The sequence below is a fragment of the Kineococcus mangrovi genome, assembly GCF_041320705.1.
Taxonomy (GTDB): domain Bacteria; phylum Actinomycetota; class Actinomycetes; order Actinomycetales; family Kineococcaceae; genus Kineococcus; species Kineococcus mangrovi.
The window spans coordinates 327,987-353,452 of record NZ_JBGGTQ010000002.1; the positions used below are offsets into that span (position 1 = coordinate 327,987).

Here is a 25,466-nt window from a genome sequence, read left to right on the forward strand (position 1 = left end):
GGCTCACCGCGCCGCCCCCGTCAGGTCCGCCGAGGGGTTCGAGGCGGCCGAGGAGTCGTGGACGGGGTTCCCGGCGACGAACGTCAGGTCGGTCCGCACCTCGTGCAGGTCGCGGGGGTCCAGGGAGAACGGGTCCACACAGGCGACGGTGAGGTCGGCGACGGCACCGGGGGTGATCGTGCCGGCGTCGTCGTGGCGGTTGATCCAGGCCGAACCGGCGGTGTACGCGTGCAGCGCCTCGGTCAGGGTCAACGCCTGCTCGGGCAGGAACGGCGGGGCCTCCTCCCCGGGCGGGGTGCGGTTCACCGCGACGTGGACCGCCTGCCAGGGGTCCGGCGTGGACACCGGCCAGTCCGAGCCCATGACGAGGCGGGCGCCGGTCCGCAGCAACCCCCCGAAGGGGTACTGCCAGGAGTTCCGCTCCGGCCCCAGCAGGGGTGTGGTCAACGCGGTCATCTGCTCCTCCTCGCAGGCCCACAGCGCCTGGGCGTTGGCGGTGACGTCGAGCGCGGCGAACCGGGGCACGTCGTCGGGGTGGACGACCTGCAGGTGCGCCAGGTGGTGGCGGCCGCCCCGGGCGGCGGGGGACCGCCGGGCCGCGGCCACGGCGTCCAGGGCGTCCCGCACGGCGCGGTCGCCGATGACGTGGACGTGGACGTCGAACCCCGCGGCGTCCAGGGCGGGCACGACGGCCAGCAGCAGGTCCCGGTCGAGGTGGGACAGACCCGTCCCGCCCGAGCTGCACCCGCAGCCGTCGAGGTAGGGGCTCAGCATGGACGCGGTGCGGTTCTCCGCCACGCCGTCGAGCATGATCTTGACGCTCGTGGTCCGGAACCGGTCCGACCCGGCGGCGGCCACCCGGTCGCGGTGCGCGACGAACCCGGCCACCACCTCCTCGACCTCCTCGACCCTCCGGCCGCGCGGCCACCACAGGGCTCCCACGACGCGGGCGGTGAGGGTGCCGGCGGCCGCGGCCCGCTGGTAGACGGGCGTGGTGTCGGAGTGCCCGGCGTAGGCGCCGACGATGGCGTCCTGCCAGCCGGTGACGCCCACGGAGTGCAGGTACCGCTGGCCCTCGGCGAGCCCGGCCGCGAGGTCGTCCTCGGTGACCGGGGGGAGCAGGCGGCTGACGAGACCCATCGCACCCTCGTGCAGCGTGCCCGACGGGGTGCCGTCGGCGTCGCGCTCGACCCGGCCGTCGACCGGGTCGGGGGTCCGCGCGTCGACACCGGCCAGTTCCAGCGCCCGGCTGTTGGCCCAGGCGCCGTGGTGGTCGCGGTTGAGCAGGAAGGCCGGCCGGTCGGGCACGACCCGGTCGAGGTCCTCCCGCCGGGGGGTGCCGCCGGGGAAGTCGGCCATCGACCACCCCCCGCCGGTGATCCACTCCCCGGGGTGAGCGGCCGCGTGCGCGGCGACCTCCTCCAGCGCGGCCCGCGCGCCGTGGACCTCGCTGAGGTCGCAGCCCAGTCGCTCCAGACCGCCCATCACGGGGTGGACGTGGGCGTCGGTGAACCCGGGCAGCACCAGCCGGCCGGCGAGGTCCACCGTGCGGGTGCCCGGACCCGCCCAGCCCCGGACGTCGGCGTCGGTCCCGACCGCGCTCACTCGGCCACCGGCGACGGCCACCGCGGTCGCGCTCGGGTGCGGTCCGGAGCCGGTGAAGACCCGCCCGGAGTGCAGGACGAGGTCCGCAGTACCGCTCATGGCATCGGAAGGTACAAGCAGATCGCCTCCGGAACAACGGATTCGGTGTTTCGATCGTGTTGCCGCCGCGCGTTTCCCCCGCGGTCGCCCCCGTCGCGGTTCAGTGCGCGGTGAGCCGGGCCAGGACGCCCGACAGGGGTGTCGGCCGCCCCAGGCCGTTCTCGGCGGCGTCGGCCGCCCGCGCCACCAGCAGGCCGGCGTTGACGCCGAGCCACCGCAGCGGTTCCGGTTCCCAGCGCGGCGGGACGTGCCCGAACCACGGCAGCCGCAGGAGTTCGGAGTCGCGCCCCGTGATGCTGGCCGCCAGGGTCCGGCCCGCCAGGTTCGCGGTGCCCACGCCGTCCCCGACGTAGCCGCCGGCGCTGCCGAGGCCGGTCGCCGGGTCGTGCCGCACGCAGGCGTGCCAGTCGCGGGCGATGCCGAGCGGTCCGCCCCAGGCGTGGGTGAACCGGGCTCCGGCGACGGCGGGGAACATGTCCCGCAGGGTGGCCCTGAGCTTGCCGAACACCGCCTCGTCCCGGTCGAACCCCGGCCGGATCGAGGACCCGAAGTGGTAGGGCGCACCGCGACCGCCGAAGGCGAGGCGGTCGTCGGCCGTGCGCTGGCCGTAGACGACGACGTGCCGGTGGTCGGAGAACGTCTCCCCGCCCTCCAGGCCGACCTGGTCCCAGAAGCGCGCCGGGAGGGGTTCGGTGGCGACCATGAGCGAGTAGACCGGGACGACCTCGCGCGTGCCCGTGGTCGCCGTCCACGCCTCGGTGGCCCGCACGACGTGCCGGGCCCGGACCGTGCCGCGGTCGGTGCGGACCCGGCCGGCCTCGACCTGCGTGGCGCGGGTGCCCTCGACGACGCGGCCGCCGCGCCGCTCCACCGCCGCGGCCAGCCCGCGCGCCAGGCGCAGCGGGTGGATGCGCGCGCAGTCCGGCGCGTACGTGGCGCCGAGGGCGCGCGTCATGCCGACGGTCTTGCGGGTCTGCTCGGCGTCCAGCAACCGCAGCCGCTCCGGGGACCCCGCGCGCTCGTCGGCCGCGACCTCGGCCGCGGCCCGGGCCAGCTGGGGCCCGCTGCGCGCCACGACGACGGTGCCCCCGCGGCGGAAGTGGCACTCGATGCCCTCGGCGCGCACGACGCGTTCGACCTCGTCGATCGTAGCGCGCATGGCCTCCCGCATCGCGCGGGCCGCGACGGGACCGTGCTCGGCGGCCAGGGCGTTCTCCCCCTGGGGCAGCAGCGCCGAGCACCAGCCGCCGTTGCGGCCGCTGGCCCCGAACCCGACCCGCTCGGCCTCGACGACCAGGACGGAGGCTCCCGGGTCGTGCTCCAGGACGTGGTACGCCGTCCACAACCCGGTGTACCCGGCGCCGACGACGCAGACGTCGACCTCGGTGTCGCCGTCGAGGGGTTCGCGGGCCGGCTCCGGGGGTGCGGTGTCGGCCCACAGGGAACGCACGGGCCGGGGTCGCGCCGTCACAGCAGTCGACCCGCCTCGACGAGCACCGACCGCAGCCGCTGCTCGATGTCGTCGAAGTCGGCGGGACCGATCACCAGCGGCGGCGCGAGCTGGATCACGGGGTCGCCACGGTCGTCGGCGCGGCAGTACAGCCCGGCCTCCCACAGGGCCGGGGAGAGGAAACCCCGCAGCAGGCGCTCGGACTCGGCCTCGTCGAACGTCTCCCGCGTGGTCTGGTCCTTCACCAGCTCGATGCCGTAGAAGAACCCCGCGCCGCGCACGTCACCGACGATCGGCAGGTCGAGCAGACGTTCCAGCGCCCGCCGGAACAGCGGGGCGTTCTCGTGGACGTGCTGGACGAGCCCCTCGCGTTCGAAGAAGTCGAGGTTGGCCATCGCCACGGCCGCCGAGACGGGGTGGCCGCCGAACGTGTACCCGTGCGCGAACACCTCCCCCGGACCGCGGAACGGTTCGAAGAGGCGCTGGGAGGCGATGACCGCGCCGAGCGGGGAGTACCCGCTGGTGAGCCCCTTGGCGCAGGTGATGACGTCGGGGACGTAGTCGAAGTCCTTGCAGGCGAACAGCTCTCCGATGCGTCCGAAGGCGCAGATCGTCTCGTCGGAGACGAGCAGGACGTCGAACTCGTCGCAGATCTCGCGCAACCGCTCGAAGTAGCCCGGTGGCGGCGGGAAGCAGCCACCGGCGTTCTGGACGGGTTCGACGAAGACCGCGGCCACGGTGTCCGGCCCCTCGAACTCGATGGCCTCCCCCACCCGGTCGGCGGCCCAGCGACCGAACGCCTTGGGGTCCTCCCGCAGGTGTGCGGGGGCGCGGTAGGAGTTGGTGCTGGGCACCCGGGAGGTCCCGGGCACCAGCGGTTCGAAGTCGGCCTTCACCCCGGGGATGCCCGTGATGGACAAGGCCCCGTGCGTGGTGCCGTGGTAGGCGGTGGAACGGCTGACGACCTTGTGCTTGCCCGGTTTGCCGACGCGCTTGAAGTAGGCCTTGGCGAGCTTCCAGGCCGTCTCGACGGCCTCGCTGCCGCTCGTGGTGAAGAAGACGCGGTCCAGGTCCCCGGGCGCCTCGTGGGCGAGGCGTTCGGCCAGGTCGATCGCGGCGGGGTGGGCGTAGGACCACAGCGGGAAGAACCCCAGGGTGGAGGCCTGCCGGGCGGCGGCCTGCGCCAGTTCGGTGCGGCCGTGGCCGACCTGGACGGTGAACAGGCCGGCGAGCCCGTCGAGGTACTCCCGGCCGTGGGAGTCCCAGATGCGGGCGCCCTCGCCGCGGACGATGACGGGGACGTCGGCACCGGCGTCGAAGGGCGCGTGCCGCGTGAAGTGCATCCACAGGTGCTCGCGGGCGGCCACGGAACGGTCCGTGCCGCGCGGCGTGGTCGCGGGGAGGCTGGACATGCGCCGGACACTAGACCGGCCGGTACAGCTCCACAAGGGATTCCGTCGCCCGATTCCCGTCCTGCCGCGGAAAAGTCAGCGAGTGCCCCAGTTGTAGAGCTGTTTGCGCAGGCTCAGGTACACGAACGTTTCGGTGGCGACGACACCGGGGACGGCGCGCACCTTGGCGTTGATGATCTCCAGGAGACCGTCGTCGTCCTCGCAGACGGCCTCGACGATCACGTCGAACGACCCGGCCGTCATGACGACGTAGTCGATCTCGGGGATCTCGGCGAGCCGGTCGGCCACGACGCGGGTGTCCCCCTCGGCGCGGATGCCGATCATGGCCTGGCGGGCGAAGCCCACCTGGACGGGGTCGGTCACCGCGACGATCTGCATGACCCCGCTGTCCAGGAGGCGCTGCACCCGCTGCCGGACCGCGGCCTCCGACAACCCGACGGCCTTGCCGATCGCCGCGTAGGACATCCGGCCGTCCTCCTGCAGGACCTCGATGATCCGTTTGGAGAGGTCGTCCAGGGCGAGTGCGGGCTGTCGGTTCGGCACTCCCCGATGTTACGCGAAACCCCTTGTCCCGCCGGAGACGTCGCGGTACAACTCCACGGGTGCCGTTCCTCACCTCGAGTTCACCGGCCGTCGACGACTCCCTGCGGGCGGTCGCCAGCACCCCGTTCTGGCTGGACGACCCCGGCCGGCCCGCCCCCGAACCGCCCCTCATCACCGGCACCCGCGCCGACCTCGTCGTCGTGGGCGGCGGCTTCACGGGGTTGTGGACGGCGTTGCGCGCCAAGGAGCGCGACCCCGGCCGCGACGTGCTGCTGCTGGAGGGGGCCTGGGTGGGCTGGGCCGCCTCGGGCCGCAACGGCGGTTTCGTCGACGCGAGCCTGACCCACGGCCGCAGCAACGGGGAACTGCACCTGCCGGCGGAGGTCGACCGGCTCGACGCGCTCGGCCTGGCGAACCTCGACGGGCTGCAGGCCGACGCGGCCCGGTACGGCTGGGACTGCGACTTCGAGCGCACCGGCGGGTTGTCGGTGGCGACCGAGGCGTACCAGGTCGACCAGCTGCGCGCCGCACCCGGGTTCCTCGACGCGGCGGCCGTGCGCAGGGAGGTCGACTCCCCGACCTACCTGGCGGGGGCCTGGACGCGCGACGACACCGCCCTGGTGAACCCCGCCCGGCTGTGCTGGGAGCTGAAGCGGACCTGCCTCGAGCTCGGCGTGCGGATCGCGGAGCACACCGCGGTGCGGGGGATCTCCTCGACCTCGCGCGAGGTGGTGCTGCACACCGCCGGCGGTGACGTGCACGCGCGACGGGTCGCTCTGGGCACCAACGTCTTCCCCTCGCTGCTGCAGCGGTACCGGTGGCACACCATCCCCGTCTACGACTACGCCCTCGTCACCGAACCGCTGTCCGGGGAGCAGCTCGCGGCGATCGGGTGGCGGAACCGGCAGGGCGTCGGGGACCTGGGGAACCGCTTCCACTACTACCGGCGGACGGCCGACGACCGCGTCCTGTTCGGCGGGTACGACGCCGTGTACCACTACGGGCGACGGCTGTCGGCCGGGTACGACCAGAACCCGGCCTCGTTCCGCACGCTCGCCGCGCACTTCCAGCACACGTTCCCGCAGCTGCAGGACGTGCGGTTCACCCACGCCTGGGGCGGGGCCATCGACACCTGCACGCGGTTCTTCCCGTTCTTCGGCACCGGCCACGGCGGCCGGGTCGCGCACGTGGCCGGGTACACCGGGCTGGGGGTCGGGATGACGCGCTTCGCGGCCGACGTCCTGCTGGACCTGCTGGCGCGCGAGGAGGACGGCCCCACGGAACTCACCGAGCTGGACCTCGTCCGGACCCCGCCGGTGCCGTTCCCCCCCGAACCCCTGGCGTGGGGCGGGGTGGGGGTGACGACCCGGTCCCTCGACCACGCCGACCGGCACGAGGGGCGGCGCAACGTCTGGTTGCGGACGCTGGACCGGCTGGGCCTGGGGTTCGACTCCTGACGCACCGTCCCGGGCTCGGACGAGCCCGGGACGGGCGGGTCACGGGGCGGGTCAGGAGTCGAGGTTCGCCATGACGTGCTTGACGCGGGTGTAGTCCTCGAACCCGTACATCGACAGGTCCTTGCCGTACCCGGACTGCTTGAACCCGCCGTGGGGCATCTCGGCGACGAGCGGGATGTGGGTGTTGATCCACACGCACCCGAAGTCGAGGGCCGCGGACATCCGCATGGCCCGGCCGAAGTCCTTCGTCCAGACGCTGGAGGCCAGGCCGTACTTCGTCCCGTTGGCCCAGCGCAGCGCCTCGTCCTCGTCGCTGAAGCGCTGGACGGTGATGACGGGGCCGAAGACCTCGTTCTGCACGATCTCGTCGTCCTGCCGCAGACCCGAGACGACGGTGGGCTCGTAGTAGAACCCGTCGGACAGGGAGCCCGCGCCGCGCGCACCCCCCGCACCGAGCACGGCGTGGTCGGGCAGCCGGTCGACGAAACCGGACACCTGCCGCAGCTGGTTCGGGTTGTTCACCGGGCCCACGGCGGTGTCGGGGTCGTCCGGCAGGCCGATGCGCGTGGACCGGGCCTGCTCGGCCAGCGCGGCGACGAAGTCGTCGTGGACGCGCGGCGCGGCCAGCACCCGGGTCGCGGCCGTGCAGTCCTGGCCGGCGTTGAAGTACCCGGCACCGGCGATCGCCTCGGCGGCCGCCTCGACGTCGGCGTCGTCGAAGACCACCACGGGGGCCTTGCCGCCCAGTTCCAGGTGGACGCGCTTGAGGTCGTGCGAGGCAGCCTCGGCCACCTGCGTGCCCGCGCGGATCGACCCCGTGATCGCAACCAGCCCCGGGGTCGGGTCCTGCACGAGCGCGCGTCCGGTGTCGCGGTCACCGCAGACGACGTTGAGGACACCCGGGGGCAGGACCTCGTTCGCCACCTGCGCCAGCAGGACCGTCGACGCGGGGGTCGTGTCGGACGGCTTGAGCACGATCGTGTTCCCCGCCGCGAGCGCCGGGCCGATCTTCCAGACCGCCATCATCAGCGGGTAGTTCCACGGCGTCACCTGGCCGACGACCCCGATGGGTTCGCGCCGGACCCAGGAGGTGTGCCCGGCGAGGTACTCCCCCGCGGCCCGCCCCTCCAGGACGCGGGCGGCGCCGGCGAAGAACCGGATGTGGTCGACGGCGGGCGGCAGTTCCTCGCTGCGGGTGAGGCCGACGGGTTTGCCGGTGTTGCGGACCTCGGCGGCGACGAACTCCTCGGCGCGGGACTCGATCGCGTCGGCGAGGTCGAGCAGGAACTTCTGCCGCTCGGCCGGTGTCGTGCGGCCCCAGGAGGTGAACGCGGACGAGGCCGCGGCGTAGGCGGAGCGGACGTCCTGCTCCGAGGACAGCGGGGCCGTCGCGTAGGCGGTGCCGGTCGAGGGGTCGACGACGTCGGTGGTGCGACCGTCGGCCGCGGGGACGGTCTCGCCGCCGACGACGTTGGACAGGGTCTGCATCAGTTGGTCTTCCCTCCGGTGGTGCTGGGCTGGTGGTCGCCGGGGTGGCAGTGGCCCGCGGGGGCGGGCGCGTCCAGGGCGGGGTTGCGGTCGAAGAACCCCGAGGGCGTGAGCCGGAACGCGACGGCGTCCTGCGGCATGACGGGCCAGTCCTCGACGCGCGGGACGTGGTGGATGCCGAAGACGTGCCACAGGACGACGTCGGTGTCCTCCAGCGGTTCGTCGTCGGCGGTCCAGCGGGTCATGCCCTCGCCCCCGGCGCTCTGCGTGGGGTGGTCCCCGGCGGGCCACAGCTCGTCGTCGTGGTGGCGGGTGACCCACACGTCGTGCCCGATGACGGGGGCGCGCAGGAACTGCGGGGCGTCGGGGGCGAACAGGTGCGGGATCGCGTCGGGCGTCGTCAGCTTGTACGCCGTGGGGGTGCCCACCGCGTTGACGCGCCGGGTGCTCGCCACCTTCCAGACCCGCTGCTTGTGCCAGTCCACGTCGCGGCCGGCCTCCCGCTCGGACCGGACGGGCGTCGAGGTCGTCGTGAGCGCCAGGCCGTGCGGGTTGTCCGGCCCGGTCGGTGCGACGTGGGTGTCGACCTCGTGGACGGTGGTGCGCTGCCCGTCGACGTCGAGGTCGAGGCGGGCGACGAGGAAGTGCTGGTGGATCGGCGCGTAGGTGCGCTCGTCGACGAGGACACCCGTCGCGGGGGTGGGGGCGCCCTCGGGCAGCGGGGTCGTCACCATGATCCCCGTCGCGCGCACCTCGCACTCGATCGTGCCGTCGAGGTACAGCCGCCAGTAGACGAGGTACTCGTAGTTGGCGACGGTCGCGTGGAAGGAGACGACCATGCGCCGCGAGCGCCGCACCTGGGCGCCGGCGCGTTCGTCGACGTGCTTCCACAGGACGGCGTCGTCCTCCTCGTGCAGGCAGATCGCCTGCGGCACCGTGTAGGGCTCGCCGCGGGAGTCGGTGAGGACGGCGTCGACGTAGCGGATCTCGCCGAGGCAGTCGCAGCCGAGCTCCAGGGACGTCGTCATGTACCCCAGGCCCCACTCGCCGATGTCGTAGGCGGTGCGGCGACGGTGGTCGAAGGAGGCGTCGCGGTAGGGCACGACCATCTCCGCGAAGGACAGGCGGTACCCGATCTCGCGGCGTTCGGCACCGTCGTCCCACGCGAGCTGGTGCAGGACCAGGCCCTCGCGGTGGGTGAACCCGAGGCGGACCGACCAGTTCGCCCAGCACAGTTCCCCGTCCTGGCTGATCGTGAACGAGGGCCCGTCGGGCTGGGTGATGTCGAGGGCCCGCAGGTCGGTGCGGGCCGCGATCCCGGTCAGGGCCGGGTCGTACTCGCCCCGCGTCGGCGCGTCGGGGGCGGCGGGCGCTTCCTCGACGTCGAGCAGCTCGTAGGTGTTCATGTCGAGGACGAACTTCAGCCCGCTGACGGGGTGGGCGTAGGGGTTGCCGCCGGGCGTCTCGCGCCGCCAGACGTCGACCCAGCCCAGGCGCCGGTCGCGCCACTGCTGCGGCACGACGGCCGCCCCGAAGGTCCAGGTGTCCAGGAGCACGAGGTCCAGGTCCGTGATCCCGCGCGCCGCGAGCGCCTGCACGACACGGGGTTCGCGCTTGAGGGCCTGCTCGGCCTCGTGGAACTCGTCGAGCGTGAAGTTGGGCGTCACCCCCGGGAGGTGCTCGAAGCGTTCGACCGTCCCGGCGACGAGGTCGACGAGGACGTCGTGGGTGCGTCCGTCGGCGCGGTCCCAGACGATCGAGCGAGCCCGCCGCGGGACGTCGTCCCCCGGTCGCCACGCCAGCACGTCGGCCTTGGGCGGTTCGGCCAGGACGACGCCCGCGAAGCGCATGGAGGGGGCCAGCCGGCCGCTCCCCCGCAGCACCTCGACGTTGCGACCGAACTCCTCGGCGCTCAGCGGGACCAGCGGGTGCGCCGGCACGTCAGTCCTCCCCCGTCGGTGGGTTCCATCGGCTGATGGACGGCCAGTCTGACGGAGAGGTCGGCGACCGACAAGTGAGACGCGCGTTTCCGTCGCTCCACCCGCCTCCCACGACGGATTCCGCTACGGCGTCATCTGGCACTGCTAGGGTCGCCCGGTTTTGCCCCTCTCGACGTCAGGAGTCCCGATGGCCCGTGCCGACCACCCCCCGAGCTCACCGCACCCCGGCTCGGCCGCGCCCGGCCCCGTCTCCGGCAAGGGGCTGCAGCCCGGAGCGCTCGGGCTGTGGGGCAACACGGTCATCGGTCTCGGCGCGACCGCCCCCGTCTACAGCCTCGCCGCCACCCTCGGCTACGTCGTCCTCGCCGTCCACGACAAGGCGCCCGCGATGTTCCTCGTGGCGTTCGTGCCGATGCTGCTCGTCGCGGTCGCCTACCGCGAGCTCAACCGCGCGGCACCGGACTGCGGGACGACGTTCACCTGGGGCACCAAGGCGTTCGGGCCCTGGGTCGGCTGGATGGGCGGCTGGGGCGTGGCCGTCTCGGCGATCATCGTCCTCGCCAACGTCGCGGAGATCTCCGCCGTCTACACGCTGCGCTTCCTCGGACTGGACGCCGCGGCGCAGAACCCGGTCCTGCGGGTCGGCCTCGGGCTGGTCTTCATCGTCGCCATGACATGGGTCAGCTACCGCGGCATCACGATCTCCGAACGCCTCCAGAACGTCCTCATCGTCGTGCAGTTCGCCGTCCTCGGGGTCGTCTCCGTCGGCGCCCTGCACCTCGTCTACAGCGGCGGGGCCGGGGAGCAGGCCGTGCGGCCGACGTGGGACTGGTTCTCCCCGGCCGGGGTCAGCGGGTCGGCGCTCGCCGAGGCGGTCATCCTGTGCATCTTCATCTACTGGGGCTGGGACGCGTGCCTGGCCGTCACCGAGGAGACCCGCGACGCCGACCGCACCCCGGGCCGGGCGGCGTTGCTGGCGACCGTGATCCTCGTCGTGACCTACGTCCTGGTCGCCGTGGCGGTGCAGGCCTACGCCGGGTTCGGGACGACGGGGATCGGGCTGGGCAACCCCGAGAACGCCGACGACGTGCTGTCGACGCTCGGCGCCCCCGTCGGCGGTGCCGTGCTGTCCGGGCTGCTGCTGCTGACCGTCGCGATCTCGGCGGCGTCCTCGACGCAGACGACGATCCTGCCCACCGCCCGCGGCACGCTGGCGATGGCCGTGTACGGGGCGCTGCCGCAGCGGTTCGCGACGGTGCACCCGCGCTTCAAGACCCCCTCCTTCGGCACGCTCGTCATGGGCGCGGCGGCCGTGGCGTTCTACCTGGTGCTGAGCCTGGTGAGCCAGGACGCGTTGCAGGACTCGATCGCCTCGCTGGGTCTCGCGGTCGCGTTCTACTACGGCATCACGGCGTTCTCGTGCGTGTGGTTCTTCCGCCGGACGCTGACCCGCTCGGCGCGCGACCTGTTCCTGCGCGGGGTGTTCCCGGTGCTCGGCGGGCTCACGATGCTGTGGGCGTTCGTCCAGAGCAGCGTCGACATGCTCTCCCCCGACTACGGGTTCACGGTGTTCGGTCCGCTCGGCGGGGTGTTCGTCATCGGCGTCGGGATGCTGGCCCTCGGAGTCCCGCTGATGCTGCTGTGCGCCACCCGGCTGCGGGAGTTCTTCCGCGGCCGGACGCTCGACGCGCACACCCCCGTCCTGGTCCCCGACACCGGGGAGCCACCCGTCGGCGGGCTCTGAGGGCCCTCCGGGGCGGGCTCGTCAGGTGAGGACGCGCAGGAGGGCGAGGTCGGCGTCGAGGACGACGGCGCCACCGCGGGCGCCGGGTTCGAGGTGGCCGACGTCGGTGCGGCCGAGCAGCCGCGCCGGGGTCGCGGTGACGGCGTCGAGGGCGTCGGCGAACGCCAGCCCCGCCTCGGTCACGGCGAAGCGCAGCGCGCGGTCGAGGGTCAGGGTGCTGCCGGCGATGGACCCGCCCCCGGCGAGCCTGGCCACCCCGTCGGTGACGTCGACGTCGAGGTCGCCGAGGCGGTAGCGGCCGTCGGCCGCCCCCGTCGCGGCCATGGCGTCGGTGACCAGGGCGACGCGACCCCGGCCGGCGCGGTGGGCGGCGAGGGCGACGACGAGCGGGTGCAGGTGCACGCCGTCGGCGATGAGCTCGACGGTGACCCGGTCGTCGTCCAGGAGCGCGGGCACGGCCCCCGGTTCGCGGTGGTGCACCGGCGCCATGGCGTTGAACAGGTGCGTGGCCCACCGGGCCCCGGCGTCGACGGCGCGCCGGGCCGTGTCGGCGTCGGCACCCGTGTGGCCGATGGAGGCGGTGGCCCCGGCGGCCGCGACCTGCTGCACCGCAGCCAGTCCCCCGGGCAGCTCGGGGGCGATGGTCACCATCCGCACGAGGCCGGTGGACAGCAGCCGGTCGAGGTCGGCGGGGTCGGGATCGCGCAGCAGGCCCGGGGCGTGCGCGCCGCGGTGGTCCGGGCTCAGCCAGGGCCCTTCGAGGTGGACGCCGGCCAGCTCGCCGTCGGCGACGAGACCGGCGAGGGCGTCGAGGGTGGCGGCGAGCTCGTCGAGCGGGCTGGTCACGAGGCTCGCGACGAGCGTCGTCGTGCCGTGCGCGCGGTGGGTGGCGGCGACGGTGCGGGCCGCCGCGACGGCCTCGTCCCCGCGTCCGCCGAAGCTGGCGCCACCGCCGCCGTGGCAGTGCACGTCGACGAACCCGGGGACGACGTGCGCGCCCCGGACGGTCTCGTGGGCGGCGCCGGGACCGGTGGGCGCGGGCCCCGTCCCCACCTGCACGACCTCGCGGCCGTCCAGCAACGCCCAGCCGTCGGTCAGCACCCGCGCACCGGTGTGGACGGTTCCGCGCGCCAGGACGGTCATCGCGTCTCGGTGACCTTGCGCAGGCCGCGGGGCGCGTCCGGGTCCAGACCGCGGGCGACGGCCATCTCCAGGGCCAGGCGCTGCAGCGGCACGATCTGCACGACGGGTGCGAGCTCCTCGGGCATCCCGCCGGGCAGGGCGAGCCGGACGGTGGCGTCGGGGGCCAGACCCGCGGGGGCGACGGCGCACACGTCGGCGCCCCGGTCGCGCAACGCGTCGAGGACGGGCGCCATCGCGTCGCCGCCGCGGCCCTGCGGCACGACGGCGACGACGGGGCGGTCGGCGTCGACCATGGCGAGCGGGCCGTGCATGAGGTCGGCGGCCGAGAACGCCTGGGCCGACAGGTAGGACGTCTCCATGAGCTTCAGCGCGGCCTCGCGCGCCGTCGGGTAGGAGTACCCGCGGGCGGTGAGGACGAGCCGGTCGACGAACCGGTAGCGCGCGGCGACGTCGGGGACGTCGGTGGCGGACACGGCTTGCTCCAGGAACCCGGGCAGGGCCTGCGCGGGGGCGAGGTCACCGCCGCGCCAGGTCGTCGCGAGCAGCCACAGGGTCAGGAGCTGGGCGGTGTAGCTCTTGGTCGCGGCGACGGCCAGCTCGGGGCCGGCGTGCACGTCGAGGTGGTGCTCGGCGGCCTGCGCGAGCGCGGAGCCGGGGTTGTTGGTGACGGCGAGCGTGGTGGCGCCGGCGCGGCGGGCCGCGGCCGTCGACTCGACGAGGTCGGGCGAGCCGCCGGACTGGCTGATGCTGATCCACAGCACGCCCCGCAGGTCGGGCGTCGCCTCGTAGACGGTGAGCGTCGAGGTGGACGAGAGCCCGCAGGGCAGGCCGAGACCGATCTCGAGGAGGTACTTGGCGTAGAGCGCGGCGTGGTCGCTCGTGCCGCGGGCGGTCAGGAGCACCGCGCGCGGGGCCGCGTCGCGCAGGAGGCCGGCGACGCGGGCGACCTCCCCGCCCGCGGCGGTCAGGACCCGGTCGGCGACGGCGGGCTGCTCGGCGATCTCGGAACGGACGAGGTGACCACGGGCGGGGCTCACGGGGGCTCCAGACGGGGTGACGGGGACAGTCCTGAAGGAAGTTGACACAACCGTAGCGCCGGTTGAAAGTTCTCACCAGACCCCTGGACGGAGACCCGTGACCGCACCCGACCCCACCGCCCTGCGCGCGCACCTGCTCGCCGCCGTCCCCGCGGCGACGGCCTCCGGCGCCCGGGTGCTGACCGCGCTGCTGGAGGACCCGGCCGCGGCCGCCCAGCTCACCGTCACCGACCTCGCCGCGCGCACCGGGACGAGCGAGGCGACCGTCGTGCGCACGGCCCGGTCCCTGGGGTTCGCCGGGTACCCGCAGCTGCGGCTGGCCCTGGCCGCCTCCGGCACCGCCCCCGCACCGGCCGCGCTGCTCACCGAGTCCCCCGAGGACGCCCCCGACCTCGCCGGCGTCGTCGCCAGCCTGGCCGCCCTGGAGAGCGAGGCGCTGCACGCCACCGCCCGCACCCTCGACCTCGCCGCGCTGGGGGCGGCCGCCGACGCCGTCCACGGCGCGCGGGCCGTGGACTGCTGGGGCATCGGCGCCTCGGGGGTGCTGGCCGCCGACTTCGACCACAAGGCCGTCCGCGCCGGGCTGCTCACCCGGTTGCGGACGGAGGGGCACGCGGCGCTCGTGAGCTCGGAGACCCTCGGCCCGGACGACACCGCTGTCGTCGTCAGCCACTCCGGGCGCACCCCCGACGTCGTCGCCGCGGCCGGGCGCGCGCGGGACCGGGGGGCGAAGGTCGTCGCCGTGACGAGCTCGGCGGGCTCACCGCTGGCGGGGGCCGCCGACCACGTGCTCGTCGCCACCGGGCGCGAGACCGCCTACCGCGCGGGAGCGATGGCCAGCCGGGCCGCGACGGCGCTCGTCCTGGACTGCCTGTACGTCGCCGTCGTGCAGCGCCTCGGCGACCGGGCCGGGGACGCGTTGCAGCGCACCTACCGCGCGGTGGAGGACCCCCGCCCCGTCCAGGGCCGCCGAGCGCACCGGCGGTAGGCCCGGTCAGCCGGGTCGTGGGGGGAGGTCCCGGTCGTTCCCACGCGGCGTCGTGGAATCGCGCTGGACGACCCGGCACCCCAGCTCGACGGTCCCCGCCCCGGGGTTCCCCGCGATCGCCGCGGTCAAGCTCTGCGCCGCGCGCCGGCCCAGCGCCTCCAGCTGCATGTCCACGGTGCTCAGCGCGGGACGCGACTCGCCGGCGATGACCTCCCAGTTGTCGAAGCCGATCACCTGGACGTCCTCCGGGACCCGCAACCCCTCCTCCTGCAGGACGTCGAGCACCCCCCGGGCGATCTGGTCGGACCCGGCGAACACCGCGTCCAGCTCCCGGGTCTGCTCCAGCAGCAGTCTCGTCGCCCGTCGCCCCCAGCTCTCGGTCCACGACCCGAACCAGACCCCGTCCCCGACCAGTTCCAGACCTGCCTCGGCCAGCCGGTCGCGGGCGCCCCGGGCGCGGTCGTGGGAGGCGCCGTACCCCGGGTCACCGGTGATGTGGGCGATGCGGGTGCGGCCGCAGGCCAGCAGGTGGTCCACGGCCAGGCGTCCACCGGCGACGTTGTCGCAGACGATGGACAGGTCCGCCGCGTCCTGGGACGGGGAGTAGGCGTAGACGACCGGCACGGGCAGGTTCGGGCCCAGCGACCGGCGCGAGTCCGGCCGCGCGCCCACGACGATGAGGCCGTCGACCTGCCGCGACAGCAGGGCCCGCAGGTGGTGCTGCTCGCGGATGGCGTCGCCGCGGGCGTCGCACAGGAACAACGAGGTCCGATCGGCGCCGAAGGCGTCCTCGGCCCCCATGAGGATCGGCAGCGAGAAGCGCCCCTCCAGGTCGGAGGTCAGCAGGCCGACGGTCCCCGACCGCCCAGCGGACAGACCGCGGGCCATGGCGTTCGGGGAGAACGACAACCGCTCGGCCGCCGCCAGCACCCGCGCCCGGGTGCCGGGGTTGACGTCCGGCCGCCCGTTCAGGGCTTTCGAGGCCGTCGCCGTGGAGACCTCGGCCAGGCGCGCGACGTCTCGCAGGGTCACCGCACGTGACGGCTGGTCACGGCCCGCCGACACCCTCACCTCGTCCACGGGACCTTTGTACCCCGCACGAGGTCGCCCCCCGGGCGCAGGCGCAGCCGACCCCGCACGAGCACGCGGGCGGCATCGACCCCCGAGAAGCCCTTGACAGCCGGCCCGCTTCCCGCGACGCTTTCGAAAGCGGTTACGACGAGATTCGTCGGGACTGGCAGCGACGCAGCTCCAACCGTCCTCACCAGGCACGATGTCGCCGCGTCATCTTGACCGAAGACCGAAACACCGTTTCGACCGGCGACCGGCGCCGGGTCGAGGAACGTCTTGCTCGAGGAGGAGCACATGAGAGGCACCAAGCGCGGACCCCTGCGGGGGACGCTCGCCGCCGTGGCCGCGGCCACCCTGGTCGTGGGGCTCGCCGCCTGCGGCAGCGGGAGCGGCGGCGCAGGTGGCGGCGACCAGACCGCGTCCATCAGCGGCCCCTCCGGCAGCGACGACGGTGCGGACCTGACCCTGTGGACCCGCGCCCCGCTGGAGCTGCAGGCCAAAGCCCTGGTCGAGGCCTACAACGCCTCCCACGAGAACCACGTCGAACTGACGGTCGTCCCCAACGACGACTACGTCACGAAGGTGGGGGCGGCGGCCGGCAGCGGGGGCCTGCCGGACCTGTTCGCCGCCGACATCGTGTACACGCCGAACTGGACCTCCCAGGGCCTGTTCAAGGACATCACCTCGAACATCGACCAGCTCCCGTCGGCGGGCAGCATCAACGAGGGTCACCTCAAGGCGGGCACCTACGAGGGCAAGGAGTACGTCCTGCCCTTCGTCGAGGACCTCTCGGTCATGATGTGGAACAAGGAGCTCTACCGCGAAGCGGGTCTGGACCCGGACAAGGGGCCCACCACGCTGGCGGAGTTCAAGGAGCAGGCCGAAGCCGTCCAGAAGCTGGGCAAACCCGACACCTACGGCACCTACTTCGGCGGGAACTGCGGTGGCTGCACCGTGTTCACCTGGTTCCCGATGATCTGGGCCAGCGGTCAGGACGTCCTGAACGACGACGGCACCCAGTCGCTGCTGAACAGCGACACCGCCAAGCAGGTCTACTCGACCTGGCACGACCTGCAGGCCGCGGGCGCCATCGCCCCCGGATCGCGCGACGAGACCGGGGCGACGTGGACGGGCGCCTTCCAGAAGGGCCAGATCGGGGTCATGCCCTACCCCGCCACCCTGCTGTCGACCGTCAGCAAGACCGTCGACGTCGGCGTCGCGCCCATCCCCGGGGTCGAGGGCGGCGGCTCCACCTTCGTCGGGGGTGACGGGATCGGGATCTCCAAGGACTCCGAGAAGGCCGACCAGGCCTGGAACTTCCTGTCCTGGCTGATGTCGGACGATGCCCAGGTCGGCGTCCTGGCAGCCAACGGCACCACCCCCTCGCGCACCGACCTGGCCCAGAACAAGTACACCGCCGACGACCCCCGACAGGCCACCATCAACGAGATCGCCGGTGCGGCCGACAGCAAGACCCCGTTCGCGCCGAACTTCCAGACGGCCTTCAACGCCACCGGCAGCCCGTGGATCACCCTGGTGCGCGACCAGGTCTACAGCGACGACCCCGGTGACCTCGACGCCCAGAACGAGGCGATCACGGCCGCCCTGGCCGACTGACCGACCGGACGCCACCTCCGTCGGCGGTCCCGCGAGCACCGCGGGACCGCCCGCGGGGGCACGGTCCGGCCCCGGGGAGCCCCCGAACTCCCACCACGACCACGAACCAGACGAGAGAGCCGCACCGTGGCAGTCAGCAGCCCGTCCTCCACCACCGTCCCCGCAGCCCGCACCTCCCGTCCGCAGCGCAAGGGGAAGTCCCTGACGGGTTGGGCCTACGCCGCACCCACCGCGTTGTTCGTCGGGCTGTTCTTCCTCGTCCCCACCCTGCTGGTCCTGCAGATGTCCGTCTCGGACTGGGGTCTGTTCACGGGCAACCGGGGTCTGAACGCACCGGAGAACTTCACCGCGGCGGTGCAGGCCCCGCTGTTCTGGCCGGCGGTCCGGTTCACGCTGCTCTACACGGTGATCACCACCGTCATCCTGCTGGCACTGGCCCTGGGGCTGGCGATGCTGGTGCAGGAGTCCACCCGGTGGAGCGCGGTGCTGCGCACGTCCTTCCTGCTCCCGAGCGCACTGGGGCTGGCGTCGGCGTCGCTGCTCTTCTACGCGCTGTACTCCCCGCAGGCCTCCCCCCTGCCGGGCCTGCTGTCGCTCGTGGGCATCGACATCGGGCGGATCTCCTTCCTGGGGACCCCGGGAGCAGCTCTCACCTCGACCGTGGTGCTCATCGTCTGGCGGTTCGCCGGCTTCTACATGCTGCTGCTGCTGGTCGGCCTGCAGGGGATCCCGGGCGAGGTCTACGAGGCCGCCCGCATGGACGGTGCGAAACCGCTGCAGATCTTCCGGCTCATCACCGTCCCGCTGCTGAGGTCATCCCTCGCGCTGTGCACCATCCTGTGCGTCACCGGCTCGCTGCTGGCCTTCGACCAGTTCTACATCCTGACCAAGGGGGGCCCGGACAACAGCACGGTGACCATCGTCCAGCTCGTCTACAACGCGGCCTTCCAGGGGCAGAACGACCTCGGACGCGCCGCCGCCCTGTCCATCATCGTCCTGGCCGCACTCGTCGTCCTGAACGTCCTGCAGTTCCGCGGTCTGCGCGGCAAGGAGAACTGACCATGCCTCAGAACAGCGCTCCCGCCACACCGATCGCCGAACTCGGCGTGCCGGCCCGGACGGACCTGCGTCCCTCGGGCCGCCGCACCGCCGCGGTGATGCCGCGGTACGTCCTCACCGGCGGGCTCGCCCTCGTGTTCCTCGCGCCCCTGCTGTGGGCGGCGGTCGCCTCGGTCAGCCCGCAGGGCGGGACGGCCCAGGCCGTCGGGTGGGGCTTCGGCAACTACGAGACGCTGGCGAACTACCAGGCGGGTCTGCTCCGGTACCTGTGGAACTCCTCGTACCTGTCGGTCCTCACCGTGGTCCTCACCCTCGTCGTCTCCACCCTGGGCGGTTACGCCTTCGCCGTCTACCAGTTCCCCGGCAAGAACGTCCTGTTCCTGGCCGTGCTGGCCATCCTCATGGTCCCGTACGCCACCCTGCTCATCCCCCTGTACGTCCTGCTGAACCAGATCGGCCTGCAGAACAGCCTGGTCGGCACCTCCCTGGTCATGACCATGTTCCAGCTCCCGTTCGCCACGTTCATGATGCGCATCGCCTTCGAGGCGGTGCCCCGCGAACTCCTCGAATCCGCTCTCGTGGACGGGTGCAACTCCTTCACGGCGCTGGTGCGGGTGCTGCTGCCGGCGGTCAAACCGGGGTTGATCACGGTGGGGCTGTTCGCCTTCCTCGCCGCCTGGAACGACTTCATCACCCCCCTCGTCCTCATCAGCGACTCCGACAAGCTCACGTTGCCCCTGGCCGTGGCGAACCTGCGCAGCCAGGTGATGGGCGTCGTCGACTACGGCGCCACCGAGGCCGGTGTCGTCGTCCTGGCCCTGCCCTGCGTCCTGCTCTTCCTGCTGCTCCAGCGCCACTACGTCGCCGGCTTCATGTCCGGAGCCCTCAAGGGGTGAGCAACCCCCCGGGACGGCCCCGGGTTCACGGACACCGAACGCACGAACGACCACGAGGACCACCATGACCACCACCTCCCCCGTCCCGGCCGCCGCCGACGCACCCGCGCAGCCCGCGGTGACCGTGACGTCCCGCCCCCTGCCCGTGACGGCCGTCCGCCTCGACGACCCGTTCTGGTCCCCCCGCGTCGAGGTGGTGCGCCGACGGACGATCCCGTTCCAGCGCCGGCAGATCGACCGCGTGGGCCACCTGCGGGCCCTCGCCGGGGCACCCGACCCCGGGGACGCGCCCCCGCACGTGTTCTGGGACAGCGACGTCGCGAAGTGGATCGAGGCCGCCAGCAACAGCCTCGCCGTCACGCCCGACGCCCGGCTCGAACGCGACGTCGACGAGGCCGTCGAGGTGCTGGCACGGGCCCAGCACCCCGACGGGTACCTCAACACGTACTTCACCGCCGCGGCGCCGGGCGAGCGGTTCACCGACCTGCGCGACGCCCACGAGCTGTACTGCGCCGGACACCTCATCGAGGCGGGGGTGGCTCACCACGCCGCGACGGGGAAGACGAGCCTGCTGGACGTCGTCCGCCGCTACGCCGACCTCATCGGGGAGGTCTTCGGCCCGGGGCCGGGGCAGCTGCGGGGGTACGACGGGCACGAGGAGGTCGAACTCGCCCTCGTCAAGCTCGCACGGGCCACCGGAGAGGACCGCTACCTCCGGCTGGCGAGCTACTTCGTGGACGAACGCGGCCGCGAGCCGTACTTCTTCGACGCCGAGACCGCGCGCCGGGGGACGGACGGGTGGTTCGGCGAGCACTTCTCCGGTCTGGACCACCCCGGCCGCACCCGCGAGTACCTGCAGGCCCACGCTCCCGTGCGCGAGCAGCACGAGGCGGTGGGGCACGCGGTCCGCGCCACGTACCTGTACAGCGCGATGGCCGACCTCGCGGCCGACACCGGGGACGGCACGCTGCTGGCCGCCTGCCGCCGCCTCTGGGACCACCTGGCCGCGACCCGCACCTACGTGACGGGCGGCCTGGGCAGTTCCCGCGTGAACGAGGGCTTCACCCGCGACTTCGACCTGCCGGCCGAGGACGCCTACGCCGAGACGTGCGCGGCGATCGGGCTGGTCATGTGGAGCCAGCGGATGCTCACCGTGGACCGCGACCGGCGCTACGCGGACACGATGGAGCGCGCGCTCTACAACGCCGTCCTGGCCGGGTTGTCCGCCGACGGGGAGCACTTCTTCTACGACAACCCGCTCGCCAGCCGGGGTGGGGTGCAGCGGCACGAGTGGTTCGAGGTGGCGTGCTGCCCCCCGAACATCGCCCGGCTCCTGACGTCCCTGGGCGGCTACGCCTTCGCCCAGGGCCGCGACGAGCTCGTCGTCCACCTGGCGCTGGGAGCCGCGGTCCGCTTCGAGACCAGCGCTGGTCCGGCGACCGTCGACGTGAGCACCGACGCCCCCTGGGGTGGGCGCACCCAGCTGCGGGTGACCGACTCGCCCGGCGGTGAGTTCACGCTCTCGCTGCGGGTCCCCGGCTGGGCCGAGGGCGGGCAGCTCACGGTCGACGGGCAGCGGTTCGACGTCGCGGACCTCCTCGGCCCGGACGGCTACGTGTCCCTCACCCGCGCCTGGCAGGTCGGCGCGGAGGTCGTCCTCGACCTGGACGTCGCGGTGCGCCGGTGGTGGGCCGACCCGAGGGTGACCGGGGAGGCCCAGCACGTGGCGGTGACCCGCGGCCCGTTGGTCTACGCGGCCGAGGAGGTCGACAACGGCCCCTCGCTCGTCGACCTGCGGCTCGACCGGTCGGCGCCGGCGCGCGTGGTCCAGGTCCCCGGGCTCCCCGACGTCCTCGGGGTGCGGTTGTCCGGTGGACGCGTCGAGCACGCCGGCGCCGGCCTGTACCGCACCGAACCTCCCCGGCGCGTCCCCGCCGACCTGCTGCTCGTGCCCTACTACGCGTGGGCCAACCGCGGCGCGGGCGAGATGCGGGTCTGGCTGGGCGACTCCGAGGACTGAGGCCGCCACCGACGACGGCCCGCAGGACCGGCCCGCCCGGGCGGTCCGACCCCGTTCGACCACGAGAGAGAAGACGTTCGATGACGAACCCCGCAGAACCCCTGTCCCCGGCGACCGGCCGGGGCGGTGCGCCGCTCCCGTCGGATCCGGGGGGATCCACCTCCCGCCGCTCGGTCCTGGCGACCATGCTGGCCGCCAGCGCAGCCGCGGCCCTGGGCCCGGGGGTGCTGGCCCCCTCGCGGGCGGCGGCGGCCACCCGCCCCCTGCAGTCCGCACGCTTCGACGTGGCCGTCGACGAGGCCACCGGCGGGGTGTTCCGGTTGGTGGACCCGCAGGACCCCTACCGGACCAACTACCTGCTGAACCCCGACAACCGCCCGAACTTCGTCGTCGACGACTCGCGCTGGCTCGGGGACATGGTCTTCAGCGTCAAGGGCGCCGGGGACTCCGCACCGCGGCCGGCGGTCACCGGTCTGTCCGACGACGTGCGGACCGTCACCTCCGACGCGGACGGCGTGACGGTGCGGTACGCGGGGACGGCGGCGAACCGCTTCGGGATCAGGGGTTTCACCCTGACCCAGCAGTACGCGCTGACCGGACCCGACCGCAGCCGGCTGAGCTGGACCTTCACGGTGACGAACACGTCCGGCGCACCGCTGGAGTTCCTCGACGTCGGCCTGCCGCTGCCCATGGACTCCTGGTGGGCCAGCGACCAGACCGCGATCTACGAGCAGAACGTCAGCAGGCACTCGTTCGTGGCCGAGGACGGGTCCTACCTCTACTGGCAGCGCCCGAACGGCGAGGCCCCCTACCTGGTGATGGTCCCGCAGGAGGGAACCAGGCTGGAGTTCAAGAACAAGGCCCGCTTCAAGGAGGGGCCCTTCGCGGAGAAGGACCCGGCGTGGGAGGGTCTCGTCGAGTACTACGTCCACTCCAAGGACATCCAGGTGGCCCGCGCGGCCTCCACCGCGGCGTACCTGCCGGCGACCTCGCTCGTCCTGGCCCCCGGGGCCTCCAAGACCTACGGGTTCACGTTCCGGTGGGCCGGCAGCTACCACGACCTGCGTGACGTCCTGTTCGACGCCGGCGTCGTCGACGTGGTGTCCCTGCCCGGCATGGTCGTCCCCACCGACCTCACCGCGACGCTGGCCGTCCGGGCCGCCGGGGGCATCACCTCCGTCGTGGGCGAGGCCGGCAAGGGCATCGCCGTCCGGGCGCAGGGCACGCGCAACGGGTACTCCCTCTACCAGCTCACGATGCCGACCCTGGGGGCGAACGACGTCACGGTCACCTACGCCGGGAACCGGACCTCCGTCCTGCAGTACTGGGCGATCGAACCGGTCGAGAAGGTGATCGCGGCGCGCACCGCGTTCCTGGCGGGCAAGCAGCAGGCCCGGACCGCCCGCGGGTACGACGGCGCCTACCTGCAGTGGGACATGTCGCGCCAGCGGCTCATCACCTGGGACGACTACCCCGGCGGTGGCTGGAAGCAGTGGATGGCCGGTGGGTCCGACGACCTCGGCCTGGGCCCGGCCGCGTTCCTCGCCCGCAAGAACGTCTCCGACCCGGTACCGTCGGAGATCGCCTCGGTGGACCGGTTCATCCAGCGGTTCCTGCACGGGTACCTGCAGGCCCGCACCGAGAACGGCCAGCGCACCTACCAGGTCTACCGGTGGTTCGACGGCCGGGACGGCACCCCCCAGGACCAGGGCGTGTGGCGGGCGTACAACTACGCCCACATCGCCAACACGTACTTCCACATGTACGAGGTGGCGACCACCTGGCCCGACCTGAAGACCGCGTTCGGCGCGCTGGACTACCTCGACATGGCCTTCCGCACCTGGGAGGCGATGTACACGAAGATCCCGCTGCCCACCCCCATCGGGGACGCCGCCCACGACCTCGGCCTCATGGGCGAGGGGACCTACCCCGAGCTCCTCGCCGCTCTGCGGTTCGAGGGGCGCACGGCGCAGGCAGCGACCCTGCAGGGCTTCCTCGACGCGAAGGCGAAGCGGCTGTTCGCCCAGAAGTACCCCTTCGCCTCCGAGGCCAGCATCGACACCACCGGTTTCGAGGCGAACTACACCCTGGCCAAGGCGTACGGCAACACAGAACTGGCGCGCAAGGTGCAGCGCGCCTCCCTGGCGTGCCGGGGCCTGCAACCGCTGTGGTACTTCTACGGGTCCGACAACCGCCACATGGGCGAGTCGTGGTGGAACCTCGGGTACGAGACGCAGATCGGCGCCTGGCAGCAGCAGGACTACCTGAGGAACTACGCCGCACCGGACGACCCGGACTTCGACGACATGGTCCGGTCGACCTACGGCGCCTACCTGGCGGGGTGGGCCAACGTGAACTCCGGCCAGATCAGCCCCGCCGAGGCGAACCGCGGGGCGGCCTCGTGGCAGTTCCAGAGCGAGAAGGGGCGGGCGAACTACGACTGGATCCCCATCCTGGACGGCTGGTGGGCCTGGTCCGGGGAGGCGGACCTCGGGTTCTGGGGTGGGGTCCGCACCGCGTCGACGACGGTCGTCGAGGACCGTGCGGTGGGGACGTACGCGTACGGCGGCGAGGTGAGGACGACGGGCGCGGGGGGCGAGTACGCGGTCGTGCCCCGCGACGGGGTCCGGCAGCGTCTCATCGTGCACCCCGCCCGGGGGCTGACCGTCGAGGTCAGCCGGGCCAAGTACTCCCGGGCGACGGTCTCGCGGGCCGCGGACCGGGTCGGCCTGACCGTGCAGGGCGTGGGCGGGGCGGCGAGCGCGCCGCGCATCGGCCTGGCCAACCTCGCCGCTGGGACCTACGACGTCTCCGTGGGCGGGTCCGCGGTGTCGGCGCAGCTCACCAGCGACGGCCGGGGCGCGGCGGTGGCGCTGGGCTCCACCGCGTCCGACGCCGCGGTGCTCGTCTCCCGGACCGGGAACGCTCCGGGCGAGCGGGAGGTCGGGCGTGACGGTGTCGTCTCGGCCACGTACACGGCGTCGTGGAACCGGGTGGGGGCGCTCAACGACGGGCTCGTGGCCGCGGGCGGTGCGACCGACCAGACGGCGCTGTGGGGCACGTACCGGCGCACCGGCCGGTCGGCGTCGGACACGTTGACCTGCACCTGGGGCGAGCCCGTCACGGTCGCCTCCTCCACCCTGGTCTTCTGGGCCGACGCGGCGCGGGGTTCCGGTGACGGGGTGGCACTGCCCGACTCCTGGCGGCTGGAGTTCCGCGACGCCTCGGGCTCCTGGCAGCCCGTCCAGCCGACCGGGGCGGCCGCCTACCCCGTCAACCCCGCCGGGGCCCGGAGCACGGTGACGTTCTCCCCGGTCTCGACCACGGCGCTGCGGGCGGTGCTCACGGCCAGTGCCGCCGCCGGCGGTTCCCGTTCGGCCGTGGCCGTCTCGGAGTGGTCGGTGTTCACGCCGGCGCCGGCGCAGCCCGTGCCCCCGACGCAGACCCGGCTCTACCAGCAGGTGAACTCCGGGAACCCCGTCCGCGCCAACGTCGGTCAGCCCGTGCAGGTGGTCGTGCAGTTCGGCAACCGCGGAGCGGGCGTGGTGGACGGGAACACCCTGGTGGAGACCTGCCGGCAGACGAACGCCGGCGCCGCAGGTGCCACGACGTTCTCCCTGGCTCCCGCGGAGGGGACGCAGCAGCAGATCGCCCGGCCCTACCCCGCCGGGCAGAACGCGAACCTGACGCTGGTCGGGACCCCGACCTCGCCGGGGCGCGCGGTCTTCGAGTGCACCTTGAGCGGCCAGGACCAGGCGGGCGCACCGGTCAGCGCCACGACCACGGTCACGGTCGACGTGGTGCGCTGAGGTGAGCGCCGGGGCGGCCCGCGACGGTGACGGGGCTCGGCCCCACCCCGGTGCGGGCCGTCCCGGCGCAGGCCTGGCCCCGGGCGCC

The 25,466-nt window shown here is 73.4% G+C and carries 17 protein-coding genes; 8 read left to right on the top strand and 9 right to left on the bottom strand.

The genetic code is table 11. From position 1 onward, the window contains the following. Positions 1–3 precede the first annotated feature (3 nt). From AB2L28_RS04650 to AB2L28_RS04665, 4 genes are all read right to left on the bottom strand, one after another. A complete protein-coding gene (locus AB2L28_RS04650; protein ID WP_370717563.1) occupies positions 4–1,704 on the bottom strand; it encodes an amidohydrolase in 1,701 nt (566 codons plus the stop codon). Positions 1,705–1,804: 100 nt separating this feature from the next. Further along, entirely contained in the window at positions 1,805–3,175 is a 1,371-nt protein-coding gene (locus tag AB2L28_RS04655; RefSeq protein WP_370717564.1) for an NAD(P)/FAD-dependent oxidoreductase, read from the bottom strand. Then, entirely contained in the window at positions 3,172–4,566 is a 1,395-nt protein-coding gene (locus AB2L28_RS04660; protein WP_370717565.1) for an aspartate aminotransferase family protein, read from the bottom strand. Before AB2L28_RS04660 ends, AB2L28_RS04655 begins: the two co-directional genes overlap by 4 nt. A gap of 75 nt (positions 4,567–4,641) precedes the next feature. Further along, a complete protein-coding gene (locus tag AB2L28_RS04665; RefSeq protein WP_370717566.1) occupies positions 4,642–5,109 on the bottom strand; it encodes an Lrp/AsnC family transcriptional regulator in 468 nt (155 codons plus the stop codon). Positions 5,110–5,168: 59 nt separating this feature from the next. Here AB2L28_RS04665 and AB2L28_RS04670 point away from each other — a divergent pair, with 59 nt between their 5' ends. Continuing rightward, positions 5,169–6,566, top strand: coding sequence for an NAD(P)/FAD-dependent oxidoreductase (locus tag AB2L28_RS04670; RefSeq protein WP_370717567.1), 1,398 nt, complete (start codon positions 5,169–5,171; stop codon positions 6,564–6,566). Between the two features lie 51 nt (positions 6,567–6,617). Here AB2L28_RS04670 and AB2L28_RS04675 read toward each other — a convergent pair whose 3' ends face one another. Continuing rightward, on the bottom strand, positions 6,618–8,054 hold the full coding sequence (locus AB2L28_RS04675) for a gamma-aminobutyraldehyde dehydrogenase (RefSeq protein WP_370717568.1): 1,437 nt from the start codon (positions 8,052–8,054) through the stop codon (positions 6,618–6,620). After that, positions 8,054–9,994 carry a primary-amine oxidase gene (locus AB2L28_RS04680; protein ID WP_370717569.1) on the bottom strand — a complete coding sequence of 647 codons (1,941 nt, stop codon included), beginning with the start codon at positions 9,992–9,994 and terminating at the stop codon, positions 8,054–8,056. Before AB2L28_RS04680 ends, AB2L28_RS04675 begins: the two co-directional genes overlap by 1 nt. Positions 9,995–10,181: 187 nt before the next feature. On the opposite strand from AB2L28_RS04680, the gene AB2L28_RS04685 reads away from it, so the two are divergent. Next, a complete protein-coding gene (locus AB2L28_RS04685; protein WP_370717570.1) occupies positions 10,182–11,738 on the top strand; it encodes an APC family permease in 1,557 nt (518 codons plus the stop codon). Between the two features lie 21 nt (positions 11,739–11,759). On the opposite strand, the gene nagA is transcribed toward AB2L28_RS04685, so the two are convergent. Together nagA and AB2L28_RS04695 are read right to left on the bottom strand one after the other, a co-directional pair. Beyond that, positions 11,760–12,881, bottom strand: coding sequence for an N-acetylglucosamine-6-phosphate deacetylase (nagA, locus tag AB2L28_RS04690; RefSeq protein WP_370717571.1), 1,122 nt, complete (start codon positions 12,879–12,881; stop codon positions 11,760–11,762). Continuing rightward, positions 12,878–13,918 carry an SIS domain-containing protein gene (locus AB2L28_RS04695; protein WP_370717572.1) on the bottom strand — a complete coding sequence of 347 codons (1,041 nt, stop codon included), beginning with the start codon at positions 13,916–13,918 and terminating at the stop codon, positions 12,878–12,880. The genes nagA and AB2L28_RS04695 overlap by 4 nt, the downstream gene beginning before the upstream one ends. A 97-nt stretch (positions 13,919–14,015) precedes the next feature. Here AB2L28_RS04695 and AB2L28_RS04700 point away from each other — a divergent pair, with 97 nt between their 5' ends. Further along, positions 14,016–14,906 (top strand): MurR/RpiR family transcriptional regulator, encoded by an 891-nt coding sequence (locus tag AB2L28_RS04700; RefSeq protein ID WP_370717573.1) that lies wholly within the window; start codon positions 14,016–14,018, stop codon positions 14,904–14,906. A gap of 6 nt (positions 14,907–14,912) precedes the next feature. Here AB2L28_RS04700 and AB2L28_RS04705 read toward each other — a convergent pair whose 3' ends face one another. Further along, positions 14,913–15,977 (bottom strand): LacI family DNA-binding transcriptional regulator, encoded by a 1,065-nt coding sequence (locus tag AB2L28_RS04705; protein ID WP_370717851.1) that lies wholly within the window; start codon positions 15,975–15,977, stop codon positions 14,913–14,915. 294 nt (positions 15,978–16,271) lie between these two features. On the opposite strand from AB2L28_RS04705, the gene AB2L28_RS04710 reads away from it, so the two are divergent. The 5 genes from AB2L28_RS04710 (at position 16,272) to AB2L28_RS04730 (ending at position 25,378) form a co-directional block, all read left to right on the top strand. Continuing rightward, complete coding sequence (locus tag AB2L28_RS04710) at positions 16,272–17,594, top strand: ABC transporter substrate-binding protein (protein ID WP_370717574.1); 1,323 nt, start codon at positions 16,272–16,274, stop codon at positions 17,592–17,594. Between the two features lie 126 nt (positions 17,595–17,720). Then, positions 17,721–18,653 (top strand): carbohydrate ABC transporter permease, encoded by a 933-nt coding sequence (locus AB2L28_RS04715; protein ID WP_370717575.1) that lies wholly within the window; start codon positions 17,721–17,723, stop codon positions 18,651–18,653. A gap of 98 nt (positions 18,654–18,751) precedes the next feature. Further along, a complete protein-coding gene (locus AB2L28_RS04720) occupies positions 18,752–19,549 on the top strand; it encodes a carbohydrate ABC transporter permease (protein WP_370717852.1) in 798 nt (265 codons plus the stop codon). 64 nt (positions 19,550–19,613) lie between these two features. Then, on the top strand, positions 19,614–21,569 hold the full coding sequence (locus AB2L28_RS04725) for a glycoside hydrolase family 127 protein (RefSeq protein WP_370717576.1): 1,956 nt from the start codon (positions 19,614–19,616) through the stop codon (positions 21,567–21,569). An 80-nt stretch (positions 21,570–21,649) separates the two neighbouring features. After that, positions 21,650–25,378 carry a DUF5695 domain-containing protein gene (locus AB2L28_RS04730; protein ID WP_370717577.1) on the top strand — a complete coding sequence of 1,243 codons (3,729 nt, stop codon included), beginning with the start codon at positions 21,650–21,652 and terminating at the stop codon, positions 25,376–25,378. The last annotated feature ends 88 nt before the right edge of the window (positions 25,379–25,466 follow it).

Coding starts and splice junctions, on each gene's coding strand:
- AB2L28_RS04650 (WP_370717563.1), bottom strand. CDS start 1,704: ATGAGCGGTACTGCGGACCTCGTCCTGCACTCCGGGCGGGTCTTCACC.
- AB2L28_RS04660 (WP_370717565.1), bottom strand. CDS start 4,566: ATGTCCAGCCTCCCCGCGACCACGCCGCGCGGCACGGACCGTTCCGTG.
- AB2L28_RS04675 (WP_370717568.1), bottom strand. CDS start 8,054: ATGCAGACCCTGTCCAACGTCGTCGGCGGCGAGACCGTCCCCGCGGCC.
- AB2L28_RS04685 (WP_370717570.1), top strand. CDS start 10,182: ATGGCCCGTGCCGACCACCCCCCGAGCTCACCGCACCCCGGCTCGGCC.
- nagA (WP_370717571.1), bottom strand. CDS start 12,881: ATGACCGTCCTGGCGCGCGGAACCGTCCACACCGGTGCGCGGGTGCTG.
- AB2L28_RS04710 (WP_370717574.1), top strand. CDS start 16,272: ATGAGAGGCACCAAGCGCGGACCCCTGCGGGGGACGCTCGCCGCCGTG.
- AB2L28_RS04720 (WP_370717852.1), top strand. CDS start 18,752: ATGCCGCGGTACGTCCTCACCGGCGGGCTCGCCCTCGTGTTCCTCGCG.
- AB2L28_RS04725 (WP_370717576.1), top strand. CDS start 19,614: ATGACCACCACCTCCCCCGTCCCGGCCGCCGCCGACGCACCCGCGCAG.
- AB2L28_RS04730 (WP_370717577.1), top strand. CDS start 21,650: ATGACGAACCCCGCAGAACCCCTGTCCCCGGCGACCGGCCGGGGCGGT.